Origin of the sequence: Sphaerisporangium sp. NPDC005289 (genome assembly GCF_040607455.1) — a bacterium.
Classification (GTDB): Bacteria; Actinomycetota; Actinomycetes; order Streptosporangiales; family Streptosporangiaceae; genus Sphaerisporangium; species Sphaerisporangium rhizosphaerae.
On sequence record NZ_JBEXGS010000021.1, the window covers coordinates 135421 to 150579 of the forward strand.

A 15159-nucleotide genomic window follows, 5' to 3' on the forward strand; every position below is an offset into this window, starting at 1 on the left:
ACCTGGGTATACTCTTGGTTCGACCAAGATTGGTCGAACCAAGAGATTGAAGGTAGGAACGATGTCGCTCACTCTGGACGAGGCTCGGGCCGTCAGCGACCGCGTGCGCGAGCACGCTGCCGCAATCGGCGCGACGGTTACGGTCGCGATCGTCGACGGCGGCGGGCACCTGCAGGTTCTCGATCGCATGGACGGCGCGTCTCCGATGTCGGCCCGTATCGCCCCGGCGAAAGCATCCAGCGTTGCGCTGTTTCGTCGCGACGACAGTGACCTGATGGGCTTGCAGCAGGCCTACCCGGCGGTGTTCGCGCAGATAGTTGACGTGGCGGGAACACCCATCGTGACCGGCAGGGCCGCTCGGCTGATCCGGCGCGGCGATGTCGTCGTCGGTGCGATCGCGATCGCCGGAGGGACGCTCGAACAGGATGACCAGTGCGCCGATGTCGGGGTCGGCTCCCTGTCACCCTCCGCGTCAGCATAGGCCTGTTCACCCGGTCAGGAGCTCCACGTAGCCGCGCCGCACCGTCCGCCTCACCGCCCCACTCGAACTCCACAACGCCGCACTCCAGCAGAGCTCCGCCCTGGCCGCCGACACCGCCGGCCCCGCCGAACGGGAAGCTCACCGGGTCTACGCCACCCGCATCTGAACGGCCAACGGCGGTAACTCCGCCTGAACCGGCTCGCTAACGCCGTTTTCCGTTCGGTTGCTGCTCAAGCCCCGTGCTCTGGTTACTCGAAGTGCTCCGGTTAAGCGAATACTCCGGTTTACTCCGAGTGCTCGCGGTGCTCCGAGTGCTCGCGGTGCTCGGGGTGCTCGGGGTGCTCGGGGTGCTCGGGGTGGAGAGCGGCGCGGGCGGCGCGGCAGTCGGGGTCCTGCTCGGCCGCCTGCTGGAGCCGGGCGGCGAGCAGGGTGGCGGCCTCGGCGAAGTGCGCCAGGCGCTCGGCGCCGAGCGTCCCCACGACGAGGCGGCGCACCGACTCCTCCCGCACCTCCCGCGCGCGCGCCGCGGCCTGCCGTCCCGCCGCGGTGAGGCTGATGTCCCAGCCGCGGGCGTCCTCGGTGCAGGCGTCGCGTTCGAGCAGACCCCGTGAGCGCATGCGGGCGACCTGGTGGGACAGGCGGCTCTTCTCCCACTGCAGCGTCCAGCGCAGCTCCAGGGCGCGCATGCGGGCCGACGGGGCGTCCAGCAGCGCGTCCAGGACCTGGTGGTCGGCCTCCGACAGCCCGGTGGCGCGGGTCAGCTCACGCGCCATGTGCGCGGCGAGCTGGGCGTGGACGGCGGTGTAGCCGCGCCACGCGTCCAGCTCCGAGAGCCGGGCGGTCGCCGGCGGCTGCTGCTGCACGGTCATGCGCCCCAGCCTACGACGCCGAGGTTGATACGTCATCCATCACCGAGGTACGGTTGACATATCTACCAGTTTTCCGGCGGAGGCCCCCATGCCCGACTATGGCCACGATCTACGGTTCGGGTCGTTCATCACGCCGCAGAGCGGCCGCCCCGAGGCCGCCGTCGCCCTCGCCCAGCTGAGCGAGCGGGCCGGACTGGACCTGGTCACCTTCCAGGATCACCCCTACCAGCCCGCCCACCTGGACACCTGGACGCTGCTGAGCTGGGTGGCCGCCCGCACCGAGCGCGTCCACCTGGCGGGCGACGTGATGAACCTGCCGCTGCGCCTGCCGGCCGTCCTCGCCAAGTCGGTGGCCAGCCTCGACCTGCTGTCCGGCGGACGCGTCGAGCTGGGCCTGGGCGCCGGCGGCTTCTGGGACGCGATCGAGGCCATGGGCGGCCGGCGGCTGTCCCCCGGCCAGGCCGTGGACGCCCTCGGCGAGGCCATCGAGGTGATCCGCGGAGTGTGGGACGCCGGCGAGCGCCGCGTGCTTCGCGTCGAGGGCGCCCACTACACCGTCCGCGGGGCCAAGCGCGGGCCCGCGCCGGCGCACGAGGTGCCGATCTGGCTCGGAGCCTACAAGCCGCGGATGCTGCGCCTGGTCGGCGCCAAGGCCGACGGCTGGCTGCCCAGCCTCGGGTACCTCACCCCGCACGACGTCGCCGGCGGCAACAAGATCATCGATGAGGCGGCCGAGGAGGCGGGACGCGACCCGCGCGAGGTGCGCCGCCTGCTCAACCTCATGGAGGGCGGCTTCGGCGCCGAGGGCGGCGGCCTGCTGCAGGGCCCGCCCGCCGTGTGGGTGGAGCGGTTGCTGCCGCTGGCGCTGCAGGAGGGCGTCAGCACGTTCATCCTCGCCTCCGACGACCCGCAGACCATCCAGACCTTTGCCGAGGAGGTGGCCCCCGCGCTGCGGGAGGCCGTCGCCGCCGAGCGCTCGTCCACACCGCCCTCCACCGGACCGTCGCGACCCGCACGCGCGCGGGCGCTGCGCAGCCCGGGCATCGACTACGACGCCCTGCCCGCCTCCCTGTCGGAATCGGCCGTCGAACCGGGCGACCGCGACTACTGGCGCGTGCGCTCCAGCTACGTCTGGCCGGGCTCCCCCGGCCTGGTGCTGCGCCCCGCCACGGCGGGACAGGTCGCGGAGGCCCTGGAGTTCGCCCAGCGGCAGCGGGCGCCGCTGTCGGTGCGCAGCGGCGGCCACGGCATCAGCGGGCGCTCCACCAACGACGGCGGCATCGTGGTGGACATCGGCGCGATGAACGGCGTGGAGGTGCTCGACCGCGCGCGCCGGCTGGTGCGCGTGGGCGCGGGAGCACGCTGGGGCGAGGTGGCGCAGGTCCTCCAGCCGCACGGGCTGGCGATCAGCTCGGGGGACTACGGCGACGTCGGCGTCGGCGGCCTGGCGACCGCCGGCGGGCAGGGCTTCCTGGGACGCTCCTACGGGCTGACCATCGACCACGTGGTCGGCGCCGAGGTGGTCCTGGCCGACGGCCGCGTCGTGCGGGCCGACGCCGAACACCATCCCGACCTGTTCTGGGCGCTTCGCGGCGCGGGCGGCAACATGGGCGTGGTCACCTCCCTGGACATCGAGGCCGCCGAGGTGGGCGAGGTCGTCTTCGCCGCCCTGGTGCACGACGCCTCCGACACCGCGGGGTTCCTGGAAGGCTTCGGACGGCTGGTCGAGGACAGCCCGCGCGCGCTCACGGCGTTCCTTTCGGTGTTCCCCACCGGCCGGGGAGAGCCGATCGTCGCCCAGAGCCTGCTCGTCTGGGCCGGCGACGACACCGACGCCGCCGTCTCGGCCATCGAGCCCTTCCTCGGCCTCGGCCCCGTGCTGCAGCAGCAGGCGCAGCTCACCCCCTACGCCGCGATCGTCGCGCCGCACCACAACCAGCACCACGGCCAGTCGGGCACGCGCATGCGATCGGCCCTGGTCGAGCACCTCGACGGCCCCACCTGCGCCGTGCTGGCCGGCCTGTTCGGCGAGCGCGGCACCGGCATGGTGCAGGTCCGCTCGGTCGGCGGCGCGGTCAACGACACCCCGCCGGAGGCGACCGCGTACGCCCACCGCACGCAGAACTTCTCCCTCACCGGGGTGTTCCAGAAGGCCGGGGGCGCGCAGGCCGAGCAGCGGTGGGAGCGGCTGGGCGTCGAGGCGATCTACCTGAGCTTCGAGTCGCACGGCGACGACGACCTGCTGGCCAAGGCGTTCCCACCGGCTACTCTGCGGCGGCTGCGGCGGGTGAAGGCCGCCTACGACCCCGGCAACGTGTTCCGGCACAACTTCCCGATCATCCCTGACCCCGCCGCCTGACCTCTCATGCTCCCCCATTGGTTGACACATCATCCTGCCGGGTACGGTTGCGAACCGACCGGCGACCTTCGTCCGAGCACCACCAGCGCCGACCGCGGCGCCGAACAGAAAGGGCCCCCTGTGCCCACCCTGCCCACTGCGCCGACCGTGCCCACTGCGCCCACTGCGCCCGCCGCGCCCGCCGCGGCCTCCGAGCCGGCGCCTTCCTCCAGCGGCGACCGCGAGGCGGCGTCCGCGCCGGTCATCGCCGCTCCCGGCGTCCCGGCCGCCGTCCCGGGGCTGATCGTTCTCGGCGACGACTCCGCGGCCGTGTGCACGGACGGGACGTGCCGGTGAACGGGGCGGGCACGGCGAGCGAGCCGAAGACGGTGCGCGTCGAGGTCTGGTCGGACGTCGTCTGCCCCTGGTGCTACATCGGCAAGAGGCGCCTGGAGCGCGCCCTGGAGCGGTTCCCCCACGCCGAGGAGGTCGAGGTCGTCTGGCGCAGCTTCCAGCTCGACCCGACCTTCCCCAGCGGGGTGCGGAAGCCCGTGCCCGAGATGCTGGCCGAGAAGACCGGCGGCACGGCCGCCCAAGTGCGGGCGATGCAGGCGCAGGTCACCGCGCTGGCCGCCGAGGAGGGCCTGGCCTACGAGCTCGAACGCTCCATCATGGTCAACACCATCGACGCCCACCGGGTCACGCACCTGGCCGGCAAGCACGGGCTGGGCGGCCAGGTCCACGAGCGCATGCTGCGCGCCCAGCTCATCGAGAGTCAGATCCTCGACGACCCCGAGACCCTCGTCCGGCTGGGCGTCGAGGCCGGGCTGCCCGAGGACGAGACCCGCGCCGTCGTCACCGGCACCGCTCACCTGGACGACGTCGAGGCCGACATCCGCGAGGCCCGCGAGTTCGGCGTCACCGGCGTGCCGTTCTTCGTGCTCAACCGCGCCTACGCCGTGTCCGGAGCACAGCCGGCCGAGCTGTTCCTGTCGGCGCTCGGCAAGGCGTACGAGCACGCTCGGACGGCGGGCCGCTGACCGCCGCTCAGGCCGCCGCCGCGTAGGGGTCCCCCCGGTGGCGGTGGCCAGGCCGGCCGAGCAGCCCGGCGTCGACCCGGCCCGGCTGCGCTCGTGCGGGCGGCGGGCGAAGACGCGGACCGGGCATTCGCGGCTGGTGGCGAAGTATCTGGGGTGGCGGCCGCCGACCACGCTGGAGCTCAAGGAACTGGACGAGTTCCTGCTCGCCAGGGCGATGGAACCCGACTCGCCGACCCTGCCGTTCCGGCTCGGGTGCGAATACCTGGTCTCGGCACGGCGGTGAATCCGCTCGCCCCGGCCGCTAACTCCGCTGGCCGTTCGATTGCTGCACAAGCCCCCCGCCGCGCGCGGCGGCGAGCCTCAAGGCTGGGGCACGACTCCGCTGGTGAGGGCTTCGAACAGGCGCTCCAGGCGGGCACGGTGCTCGTCTGCGACGGTGTCGGCCGCTTCTCCGGCGATCAGGCGCCGAGCGGTCTCCACCAGCACGACGGTGTAGCCCGCGACGAAGAAAGCGGCGAGCAGCGCGGCGTCGCCGTCGAAGGCCGGGTCGTGTTCGAGCTCGTCGGCGAGGGTCTGCTGGAGGCCGGAGGCGATCTCCCTGGCGCGGGAGATGAGCGCGGGCGAAGCCGAGACGGTCCGGAAGAAGGGAGCGGACCCGTCCTTGAGGCCGGACAGGGAGTGCCGTTCGTCGAGAAACCCGAACGCCATGTCGCGCAGGGATCGGAGTACCCCGGTGTTCGGGGCGCGGTCGCGTACCGCCGAACGCAGGAGCTCGACGGCGTCGACCCCGCGGTCCAGCAGGAGGTCCTCCTTCCGCGGGAAGTGCTTGAAGACCGTCACCGCCGAGACCCCGGCCTCCCGCGCGACCTCGGTGACCGTGACCGTGTCGAATCCACGTTCCACGAACAGCCGGGTAGCGACCGCCGAGATCTTCGCACGCGTCTGCGGTCCGCCTCGTGCTCCCGTCCTGGGCATCCCGACCCCCCACTTACTTGTGTCACTTAACTTAGTCGATTAACCTAGTGACATGATCTTCGCACGAACAACCCTCATTGTCGCCGGTGCGGGGCTCAGCCGGCCGCGCGAGCGGCCGGACCGCGCCCGTACCGATCACGACGTGAACAGAGTCCTCCATGCGTGAGACGACCGCGCCCCGGTCGCTGCGGGAGGCGTGGATCGCGTTGGCGGGACTGTCGGCGGTGTTCCTGTTCGAGATGCTGGACAACTCGATCCTGAACGTCGCACTACCGGTGATCGGACGCGACCTGGACGCCTCGACGACCGCGTTGCAGTGGGTGACGGGCGCCTATGCGGTCGTGTTCGGCGGGTTGATGCTCGCGTTCGGCGCGATCGCCGATCGGTTCGGCCGGCGGCGGATCATGCTGATCGGCCTGGCCCTGCTCGGCGTGGCGAGCCTGGCGACCGCCGTGGTCACCACCGCCGGGCAACTGATCGCCGTGCGGGCGACGATGGGGGTCGCCGCGGCGATGACGACCCCGGGCTCGATGGCGCTGGCGTTCCGGCTGTTCGACGAGGACGGCCTGCGCGTGCGCGCGCTGACCCTCATCTCGACCGTCGGCCTGGTCGGGCTCGCGATCGGCCCGACGGCGGGCGGCCTGGTGCTGGCGATCGCACCGTGGCAGGTCCTGCTGCTGGTGAACGTGCCGATCGCCGTACTGGCGTTCTTCTGCGTTCGGCACGGCCTCACCGGCGACGACCCGGGCGGCCTCCACCGCGACCCCCTCGACGTCCCCGGGATGCTGCTGGGCACGGCGACGATCGTGCTCGCGCTGCTCGCGCCGACGCTGTTCGTGGAGCAGGGCGCCGGCTCCTGGGTGCCTTGGGCGGCCACCGCCGCGACCACGGCGGCGGCGATCTGCTTCGTCCTGGGCGAGCGCTTGACCCGCCATCCGCTGCTCGACCTGAAACTCCTCGCCCTCCCCCTGGTCTCCAGCGGCCTGGCCTACAAGGCCGCCGCCGGGCTGGCGACCGCGGGACTCGGTTACATGGTGACGCTGCAACTACAGCTCGACTGGGGCTGGCCCCCCGCGCTGGCCGCTGTCGGGATGCTGCCGCAGGTCGTCGTCCTCCTCGCGGGCAGCCCGTTCGTGAACCCGTTCGTGCAGCGCGTCGGCCTGGACCGGGCCGCCTGGACCAGCGCCGCGGCGGTCGTGTCCGGCCTGGCCGTCTACGGCCTGCTCGGCCGGTTCGGCTACCTGTGGATCGCGACGGCGCTCGTCCTCGTGGCGGCCGGGATGCGCGTGGTCGGCGTCGTGGCCGGGCTCAACGTGGTCCGGGGCCTGCCCGGCAACCGGACCACCATCGGCGCCGCGCTCGTCGACACCGCCTCCCAGATCACCTCCGGCATCGGCATCGCCGTCACCGGCACCATCCTCGCCATCGTGTTCACCGGCGACATCGCCGCGTCCCCCTGGAGCCCGGGGCAGACCGGCGAGTTCCACCAGGCCGTCACCACGGCGGGCCTCACCCTCACCCTCGTCGCGGCGGCCCTGGTCGGCTGGGGGTTCGTCCGCACCCGGCGCGCCGCCGGCGACCGAGCGGCCACCTCCATCGACGACACCGTCCCCCAAGACGCCTGACACCCCATCGGCGATCACTTCCGACCACGATATGGAGCACACCGCATGACCCACCACATCTGCCTGCCCGACGACCGGGTCGCGATCCTCGGCGCGCTCGATCTGGAACGCACCCCGGACGGGGTCCGCCCCCGACGGCTCCCGGCCTGGACCCGGCCGCGCCTGCACGACGGCTGGATGGACCTGATCGTCTCGCATGCGGCCGGGGTTCGCCTGCGCCTGCGCACGGCAGCGCGGTCGCTGGCCCTCGGCGTGCACGTCACCGTGCCGGACATGGGTGCGGGTCCGCTGCCGGCATCGTTCGACCTCGCCGTCGACGGCACCGTGCTCGCCCGTGTGCCGACCACGGCCGGAGACGTGCTGAGTCTCGCCGTCGACTTCGCCGACGTCCGGCTCACCCCGGGACCCCCCGAAATCGTGCGCTTCGACGATCTGCCACCAGAAGACAAGGAAGTCGAGATCTGGTTGCCGCACAGCGCGACGGTCGAACTGCGCACGCTCGGCGCCGACGCGCCGCTGCTCGCACCGACCCCGCCGACCGGCGTGGCATGGGTGCACTACGGCTCGTCGATCAGCCACGGCCTGGAGGCGCCCGCCCCCACCCTGACCTGGCCGGCCATCGCCGCCCTGACGACCGGTGCCGCGCTGACCAACCTCGGATTCGGCGGCAACGCCGTACTCGACCCGGAGGTCGCCCGCGCCATCCGGGATACCCCGGCCGACCTGATCACCCTCAAGGTCGGGATCAACATCGTCGGGTCGGCGTCGATGCGAGAGCGCACCTTCGTCCCCGCCGTGCACGGGTTCCTGGACACGATCCGCGAAGGCCACCCGGACACTCCGGTCGTGCTCATCTCACCGACCCCCTTCGCCGAACTGGAGACCATGGCCGGACCCACCGCACCCGACCCGGAAACCGGACGCCAACACGCTCTGGGGTCCCCGGGCGCCGGAGCGCTGACCCTGACCGGTGTCCGCACGCTGCTCGCCAAGGTCGTCGACGTCCGCGCCGACCCGGCGCTGCACTACCTCGACGGGCGCGAGCTCCTCGGACCGGAGGAGGCCAGGTCGCTGCCCGACGGAGTGCACCCCGACCCGGCGGCGCACCTGCGGATGGGCGACCGAGCCACCCGGCTGCTCCTGGGCCCTCATCTGTGACCGACACCCAACCCGCTCCGCGTGGCCGGTGAATCCAGATCCCGCACGGCGGCCGCGGTCCTCCTCGGCTTCGGTCGGGTTCCGCAGGGACCGCAGCACGGCCGCCGGCCGGGCCGGCTACCTGCGGACGCAGATCGCGCACCGATTAGGTTTCCGCGCCGTGCCCGTCTGTACGTGTGAGATCGACTCACGAGAGGCTGGCACGATGCGGAAACTGATCTTCGGCATGAACCTGAGCCTAGACGGCTACATCGCCGCGCCCGGCGACGAACTCGGCTGGGGCGTACCGAGCGACGAGCAGTTCCAGTGGTGGTCCGACCGGGTGGGGGCGACCGGCCTGGCGCTGTACGGGCGCAAACTGTGGGAGACGATGAGTTCCCACTGGCCGACCGCCGACCAGCAGCCCGGCGCCACCCCGGCGGAGATCGAGTTCGCCCGCCGCTGGCGGGACATGCCGAAGGTGGTGTTCTCATCGACGATCGACAAGGTCGACTGGAACACCCGCCTGGTCACCGGCGACGCGGTCACCGAGATCACCCGGCTCAAGGCCGAAGACGGCGGCCCCATGGACATCAGCAGCGCCACACTTGCCGCAGCGGCCATGCGGGCCGGGCTGATCGACGAGTACGTGCTGGTCACCGCACCGGTCTTGCTGGGCGGCGGCACGCCGTTCTTCACGGCCCTGGACAGCTGGGTGAACCTCAACCTGGTGGAGACGCGGACGTTCCCCGGCGGCGTGGTACTGACCCGATACGAGACGAGGCGATGAGCACGGGCCAGATGCTCGGCTCGTGAGGCCGGGTCCTGGGCTCGTGAGGCCAGGTCGAAACCTTCCTGGCGTGCTCACCGTGACCTTCGGCTATGAGGGAACCTTCCCCGGGCCCTTCCTCGCGCTCCGAGTGAGCTGTTGACCGACTCGCTGGAGATGAGGGACGACGGCGTCGTCGATCGTGACGATGTTCTTCGGGCATGAAGATGCCCCGCCGGCAACGCCGGCGGGGCGGTGGTGTTCGCGTTGTCGCGTTGGTGTTCAGCTGGTCGGGGTGCTCATTCCGCGGTGACTTCGGTGACGGCGGCCCGTGCGCTGGACTCCTCGACGATCGGGACTCCTCTGATCACAGTGTCGGGGGCAGGCCCAGCCATGGTTTGTCGGCGGCGTCGAATCCGGTGAGCTCGGCGATCTTCCCGTCGACGATGTGCAGGACAGCGATGGTGAATAGCCGGTAGTCCGGGTCGTCGGGGGTGCGGAGGTACAGCACGGCGGCAGGCATGCGGTTGACCGTCGTGGTGATACAGCGCCAGTCGTCGTGGCCGCGCTGGAAGAGCCCACCGGAGACCCAGCCGTCCACCGCGTCCTTGGCCGTGATGACCGAGGTGCCCGGCTCGGGCAGCATCGCGAAGCGCAGGTCGTCGCGCAGCAGGGACATCAGCCCGTCGAGGTCGTTGCGCTCGTGAGCGTCGATATACGACTTCACCACGCCGCGCTCGTCAATCGACAGCTCGTGGGTGGCGGGGCTCCGCCAGTCGAGGCGGCGGTCGGGCAGCTGCTCGCGCATCGTCACACGGGCCCGCTGCAGTGCGCTGGTCACCGATGCGACGGTCAGTTCGAGGACGTCGGCGGCTTTCGACGCCGGCCAGCCGAGGACGTCGCGCAGGATGAACGCCGCCCGCTGCCGCGGCGGCAGGTGCTGGACGGCGACGATGAACGCCAGCTCGATCGTTTCCCGCGCCACCACCGATTCCTGCGGGTCCTCAGGGAGCATCCGGTCGGGGTAGGGCTGCAGGTAAAGCACCTCGGAGCCGGGGTCCGGCAGCTCGGACGGCACGGGTGTGCGGTCGTTGCGCTTGTCCAGGAAGTCGAGGCAGGCGTTCGTCGCGATCCGGTACAGCCAGGTCCGCAGGGTCGCGTGGCCCTTGAACGACTCCCGCTTGTTCCACGCTCGCAGGAACGTCTCCTGCGTCATGTCCTGGGCATCCTCGTAGTTCGCGAGCATCCGGTAGCAGTGCACCTGCAGCTCACGCCGGTGGCGCTCCGTGATGAGTGCGAACCGCGCCGTGTCGCCTGAGCGGACCGCCGCGAGGAACGTGGCCTCGTCGGCGCCCAGCGGTCTGGGGTCGGTCATGGTCATCAATCCTTCCACCGGTGCGAGGGCCAACAGAACTGACGACGTGGCGGAGGATTTCTGATCGGTGAAGCCGCTGACACCGGGCCGTTCGCCAGTTCGCTCGCTCAGGACGCCGCCGCGTAGAGCAGTTCGCGCAGCCCGGGCACGTCCTCCCTGTCGTCCCGCCAGACCAGCCGCAGGCTCAGGCCGGGAACGGGGAGGGCGAGCCCGGCCAGCGTCCCGGCGCACAACGCCTCCCGCACGGCGAACTCGGGCAGCAGCGCGACGCCCAGCCCCTGCTCGGCCCAGGCGCGCATCACCGCCACCCCGCCCGCCCGCACCCGTTCGGTGTCCGGGCCGATGAGCCGGTCGGCGGCCATCCGGAACGAGCAGCCCTCCGCGTTGACCAGCAGCCGCTCAGCGGACAGCTCCCCGGCGGCCAGGACAGGACGTCCAGCCAGCCGGTGGCCGGGGGCGGCCACCAGGATGAGCGGGACCGCGCCGACGTCCACGAAGGTCAGCGGCGCCCGCGGCGGGCGGAAACCGAGGTCTCCAAGAGCGGCGCCGGTGTCCATCAGCAGCGCCGCCTCCAGCCGCCCGGCGGCCACCTCGGCCAGCAACTCATCGCGGCTCACGCTCGGCCGGACCTCGACGCGCAGGCCGGGACGGCGGCGAGCCAGCCTGGCCAGCACGCGGGGCCCGTGGACGGCGGCGATGGTCTCCAGCGCTCCCATGCGCAACAGGGCCGCCTCGCCGCTCACCTCGCGGCGCGCCCGCCCGGCCTGCTCCAGCAGCCGGCCCGCCCAGGTCACCAGGCGTTCGCCCGGCTCGGTGAGACGCATCCCCTTGGCGGTGCGCTCGAACAACGCCACGCCCAGCGCCCCCTCCAGAGCGCGGATCTGCGCCGAGACGCTGGAGGGCGCCATCCCCAGCGCGACGGCGGCCTCGGTCACCGTCCGGTGCCGCACCACCGCCTCGAAGATGCTCAACTGGCGCAGTTCCATGCGTGTCCCAACCTGCGGACGGCGTTCGGAAATTCCGAACGGAGCGTTCGTCCGACGCGGTGGAGGCCGGACGTGCCGGCGCGGACAGTTGCCGCATGAGCGCTTCTCCTCCCCCTTCCTCCTCCGCCTCGCCGGGCATGCCGCGCGCCACGGGCCGCCATCCCGCGCACGGCCATCCGCCGGACGGCCGCCACGACGGTCATCCCGCGGACGACCGTGTGACGGACGACCGCCCGGTTGGGGGGCGCCCACCGGGCGAGCGGCCGCGCGGGACAGAGCGTGACGGTCGGCGGTGGCCGGCGCTGCTGGGCATCTCGCTCGGATATTTCATGGTGTTGCTGGACATGACGGTACTGTCGGTCGCCGAGCCTGATCTGGCGTCCTCGCTACGCGTCCCGATCGCGGGCCTGCAGTGGGTGACCACGGGGTACACGGTGGTCTTCGGCGCCTGCCTGCTGTCGGCGGGAGCGGTCGCCGACCGGTACGGCGCGGGCCGCGCCTTCCGCGCGGGGGTCGCGGTGTTCGGCCTGGGCTCGCTGGCGGCGGCCCTGGCTCCGGCGCTCGGGTGGCTGGTCGCCTCGCGCGCGTTGCTCGGCGTCGCCGCGGCGGCCTGCGTGCCCGCCTCCATGGCGCTGATCGCGCGGCTCTATCCCGCCGCGGCCGAACGCGCGCGGGCGGTGGCGGCGTGGGCGGCCATCAGCGGCGCCGCGGTGGCGGCCGGTCCGGTCGCCGGCGGCGCGCTGGTCGATCTCGCCGGATGGCGGGCCACCTTCCTGATCAACGTGCCGATCGCCGCGCTCGTGCTCGTCCTGGTCGCCGGACGGTGGGCCGACCACCCGCGCGGCGACCGGCGGATCGACTGGCCGGCGCAGCTCGCGGCGGGCGGGGCGCTGGCACTGCTGACCGACGCGCTGGTCGCCGCGGGCTCGCGTTCGTGGGCGCACGCCGCCGCGTCCGGGCTCGCCGTGGTGCCGCTCGCGGCCGGGGCGGCGGTCCTCGGGCGACGCGGCCCGGCTCCCGTGCTCGACCCGGCGCTGCTGCGCGCCGGGGGCGTGCGGGCCGGGCTGGCGGCGGGCGCTGCGGTCGGCTTCGCCCTCAACGGCGGCCTGTTCGTGCTGCCGCTGCTGCTCCAGGGCGACCGCCACCTCGGCGCGACCGCCGGCGGCCTGGCCTTCCTGCCGCTGACGCTGCCGTTCGTGCTCAACCCCCCGGTGACCGGCCGCGTCGTGGCACGCTTCGGCCCGCGCCCGTCCATCGTCGCCGGACTGGCGCTGCTCACCGCGGGAGGGGCCGTCCTGGGATGGGCCGTCGCGGCCGGCGCCGCGTACGGCGTGCTCGCCCTGGGGCTGCTGCTCAGCGGGTTCGGCGTCTCGTTCGTCCTGCCCGCCGTCGTCACGGCCGTGGTCGCCGCCGCGCCCCAGGGCGGTGCCGGCACCGCCGGAGGGATGCTCAACGCGGTCCGCCAGGCCGGCGCCACGCTCGGTGTGGCGGCCATGGGCGCCCTCATGGGACTCGGCCCGGCGACCGGACCGGCGTGCGCGCTGCTGCTGTCGGCCGTGGTGTGCGGCGCGGCCGCCATCCCCTTCGCCTTCGAGGCGCGGCGCGCCACGCCGTCCGTGATCAGCCGACCCTGACGCGGCCACGCTCTCCGCCCGGCTCGGCCGGGGTACCGGCTCGGCTCCGGGAGCCGAGCCGGTCATGGAACTCGGCGATCAGCTCGCCCAGGTCCATTTCTGGTTGCCGCCGCCATTGCAGGAGTAGAGCTGGATCTTGGTGCCGTTGCCGGTGGCGGCGCCGACGGCGTCCACGCACAACCCCGACTGCACGCCGGTGATGCTCCCGTCGGAGTTGACCCGCCACTGCTGGTTGGCGCCGCCGTGGCAGGAGTAGATCTGGATCTTGGCGCCGTTGCCGCTGCCGCCGGCGTCCAGGCACTTGTTGCCGTAGACCCTGATCTCGCTCGCCGAGGTGGAACTCCACTTCTGGTTGGTCTGCCCGTTGCAGTCCCACAGCTGGACCTGGGTGCCATCAGTGGTGCTCGCGTTTGGCACGTCCAGGCACCGGCCGGAGCCCACTCCCCTGATCGCCCCGTTGCCGCCACCGGTCGGAGTGGGGGTCGGCGTGGGAGTGACGGTGGGGGTGACGGTCGGCGTGGGGGTCGGTGTGGGGGTGGGGTTGGTGGAGGTTCCGTCGAGGCCGAGGAAGGTGATGGCGTAGGCGAGTTGGCCGGTCATGGGGAGTTGGTGGCCGACGCCGCTGATGCTGATTCCTTCGACGGGGGCCTGGTTGCCGGTGCCGCCGTATCGGGTGCGGGTCCAGCTGGACTGGGGGTGGTCGGTGTAGGCGGGGGTTTGGCTGAGTCCGTTGAGGTTGGTCCATTGTTTGATCTCCTCGCCGTAGTTGGGGTAGGCGAGGGTGGTGTCGGTGGTGCCGTGCCACAGTTGGATGCGGGGGTAGCGGCCGGTGTAGCCGGGGTACATGGCGCGGGCCTGGTCGCCCCATTGCTGGGCGGTCTTGATGAGCTGGCCGCCGGAGCACTGGCTGTTCCACAGTGAGCCGTTGGTGGTGGCGAAGCAGCCGGCGGGGACGCCGGAGTAGGCCGAGGCGGCGGTGAAGACGTCGGGGTACTGGGCGGCCAGGACGTTGGTCATCATGGCGCCGGAGGAGAATCCGCTGACCGCGATGCGGCCGGGGTCGATGTTGTAGCGCTGGCGGGCGTAGGCGACCATCGACATGATGCCGGTGGAGTCGCTGCCGCCGTTGCGCTTGAGCCCGGCGGCGGTGGAGACGTCGAAGCACTTCTCGCTACGAGTGGCCTCGGGCAGGACCATGATGTAGCCGTAGCGGTCGGCCGCGGTGACGAAGTCGTGCCCGTTGCCGTTGAAGATCGCACTCGCCGAGCCGCCGCAGTAGTGCACCAGCACCAGCAACGCCGGCCGTGCGGCGACATTGTTGGGCACGTACATGTACATGTTGAGGTTGGTGGGGTTGGTCCCGAATCCGGTGACCTGGGTGAGGGAGGCGGCCGCGGCGGGCCGGATCCCCAGAAGCACGCTCGCGACCACCAAAGGGAGGGCGGCGGCCGCGAGGATGGCGGTGAGCCTTCGTTTCACGGCATGTCCTTTCGTCATCGAAACAGGCGCCGGAACGGCGTCGGCCTGCGAGACCCTTGCTCACGCCCGGGTGCTCGGGACAGGCGCCGGCGACGGGCATGCCCTCGGTCGACGGCTCGGCGCGGAGCACGCGGTAGCGGACCGCTCAAGGGCCGGCCCTCGCCCGGCGGACCGAGGGGTTGCGGGTAAGACGCGGGTCCAGCGCCGGTCGGCGGGGCGTCGCAGGTCTGGAGCCGGACGCCGCTGGTGGTGGCGCGGTTCGGCACGTCCAGGCGAAACCGCTCGCGCCCACCTCGTGGATCGCACCGGTGGACGAGGCGTTGAGGCCGAGGTGGTGTCGATCCGTGTCGGTCGGGGTCGGTCCGTGGCTCGCGACACCCTCGATCACCGGGCGTGTCTGGACGGAGCTGCATTGTTAGCGTTCACATCAGTGGCCGAGTCGCGTCTCCTT

General features: G+C 72.3%; 14 protein-coding genes. 9 read left to right on the forward strand and 5 right to left on the reverse strand.

The genetic code is table 11. The features are described 5' to 3' along the window. Positions 1–61 precede the first annotated feature (61 nt). Entirely contained in the window at positions 62–481 is a 420-nt protein-coding gene (locus ABZT47_RS30365) for a heme-binding protein (protein ID WP_354849542.1), read from the forward strand. A gap of 284 nt (positions 482–765) precedes the next feature. Here the strand turns inward: ABZT47_RS30365 and ABZT47_RS30370 are convergent, their stop codons facing one another. Continuing rightward, positions 766–1350 (reverse strand): MarR family transcriptional regulator, encoded by a 585-nt coding sequence (locus ABZT47_RS30370; RefSeq protein ID WP_354849544.1) that lies wholly within the window; start codon positions 1348–1350, stop codon positions 766–768. 88 nt (positions 1351–1438) lie between these two features. Between ABZT47_RS30370 and ABZT47_RS30375 the strand changes: the two genes are divergently transcribed. The 4 genes from ABZT47_RS30375 (at position 1439) to ABZT47_RS30390 (ending at position 5011) form a co-directional block, all read left to right on the forward strand. Then, positions 1439–3709 carry an LLM class flavin-dependent oxidoreductase gene (locus ABZT47_RS30375; RefSeq protein WP_354849547.1) on the forward strand — a complete coding sequence of 757 codons (2271 nt, stop codon included), beginning with the start codon at positions 1439–1441 and terminating at the stop codon, positions 3707–3709. Between the two features lie 120 nt (positions 3710–3829). Next, positions 3830–4045 carry a hypothetical protein gene (locus ABZT47_RS30380; protein WP_354849550.1) on the forward strand — a complete coding sequence of 72 codons (216 nt, stop codon included), beginning with the start codon at positions 3830–3832 and terminating at the stop codon, positions 4043–4045. Positions 4046–4077: 32 nt separating this feature from the next. After that, positions 4078–4728 carry a DsbA family oxidoreductase gene (locus ABZT47_RS30385; protein WP_354849636.1) on the forward strand — a complete coding sequence of 217 codons (651 nt, stop codon included), beginning with the start codon at positions 4078–4080 and terminating at the stop codon, positions 4726–4728. A 37-nt stretch (positions 4729–4765) separates the two neighbouring features. Further along, complete coding sequence (locus tag ABZT47_RS30390; protein WP_354849553.1) at positions 4766–5011, forward strand: DUF4158 domain-containing protein; 246 nt, start codon at positions 4766–4768, stop codon at positions 5009–5011. A 77-nt stretch (positions 5012–5088) separates the two neighbouring features. Here the strand turns inward: ABZT47_RS30390 and ABZT47_RS30395 are convergent, their stop codons facing one another. After that, on the reverse strand, positions 5089–5703 hold the full coding sequence (locus ABZT47_RS30395) for a TetR/AcrR family transcriptional regulator (RefSeq protein WP_354849554.1): 615 nt from the start codon (positions 5701–5703) through the stop codon (positions 5089–5091). A gap of 158 nt (positions 5704–5861) precedes the next feature. On the opposite strand from ABZT47_RS30395, the gene ABZT47_RS30400 reads away from it, so the two are divergent. The 3 genes from ABZT47_RS30400 (at position 5862) to ABZT47_RS30410 (ending at position 9255) form a co-directional block, all read left to right on the forward strand. Beyond that, positions 5862–7328: an MFS transporter gene (locus tag ABZT47_RS30400; RefSeq protein ID WP_354849557.1), complete on the forward strand. Its 1467-nt coding sequence runs from the start codon at positions 5862–5864 to the stop codon at positions 7326–7328. 45 nt (positions 7329–7373) lie between these two features. Beyond that, positions 7374–8486, forward strand: a complete 1113-nt coding sequence (locus ABZT47_RS30405) for an SGNH/GDSL hydrolase family protein (protein ID WP_354849560.1) — start codon at positions 7374–7376, stop codon at positions 8484–8486. 205 nt (positions 8487–8691) lie between these two features. Beyond that, positions 8692–9255, forward strand: coding sequence for a dihydrofolate reductase family protein (locus ABZT47_RS30410; RefSeq protein ID WP_354849563.1), 564 nt, complete (start codon positions 8692–8694; stop codon positions 9253–9255). 346 nt (positions 9256–9601) lie between these two features. Here the strand turns inward: ABZT47_RS30410 and ABZT47_RS30415 are convergent, their stop codons facing one another. Together ABZT47_RS30415 and ABZT47_RS30420 are read right to left on the reverse strand one after the other, a co-directional pair. Beyond that, on the reverse strand, positions 9602–10609 hold the full coding sequence (locus ABZT47_RS30415) for an RNA polymerase subunit sigma-70 (protein ID WP_354849566.1): 1008 nt from the start codon (positions 10607–10609) through the stop codon (positions 9602–9604). 107 nt (positions 10610–10716) lie between these two features. Further along, positions 10717–11595: a LysR family transcriptional regulator gene (locus ABZT47_RS30420; RefSeq protein ID WP_354849569.1), complete on the reverse strand. Its 879-nt coding sequence runs from the start codon at positions 11593–11595 to the stop codon at positions 10717–10719. A gap of 302 nt (positions 11596–11897) precedes the next feature. Between ABZT47_RS30420 and ABZT47_RS30425 the strand changes: the two genes are divergently transcribed. Further along, the gene (locus ABZT47_RS30425; protein WP_354849639.1) at positions 11898–13229 is read left to right on the forward strand and encodes an MFS transporter; all 1332 of its coding nucleotides are present in this window, start codon (positions 11898–11900) and stop codon (positions 13227–13229) included. 78 nt (positions 13230–13307) lie between these two features. Here ABZT47_RS30425 and ABZT47_RS30430 read toward each other — a convergent pair whose 3' ends face one another. Beyond that, a complete protein-coding gene (locus ABZT47_RS30430; RefSeq protein WP_354849572.1) occupies positions 13308–14708 on the reverse strand; it encodes a PHB depolymerase family esterase in 1401 nt (466 codons plus the stop codon). Positions 14709–15159 lie beyond the last annotated feature (451 nt).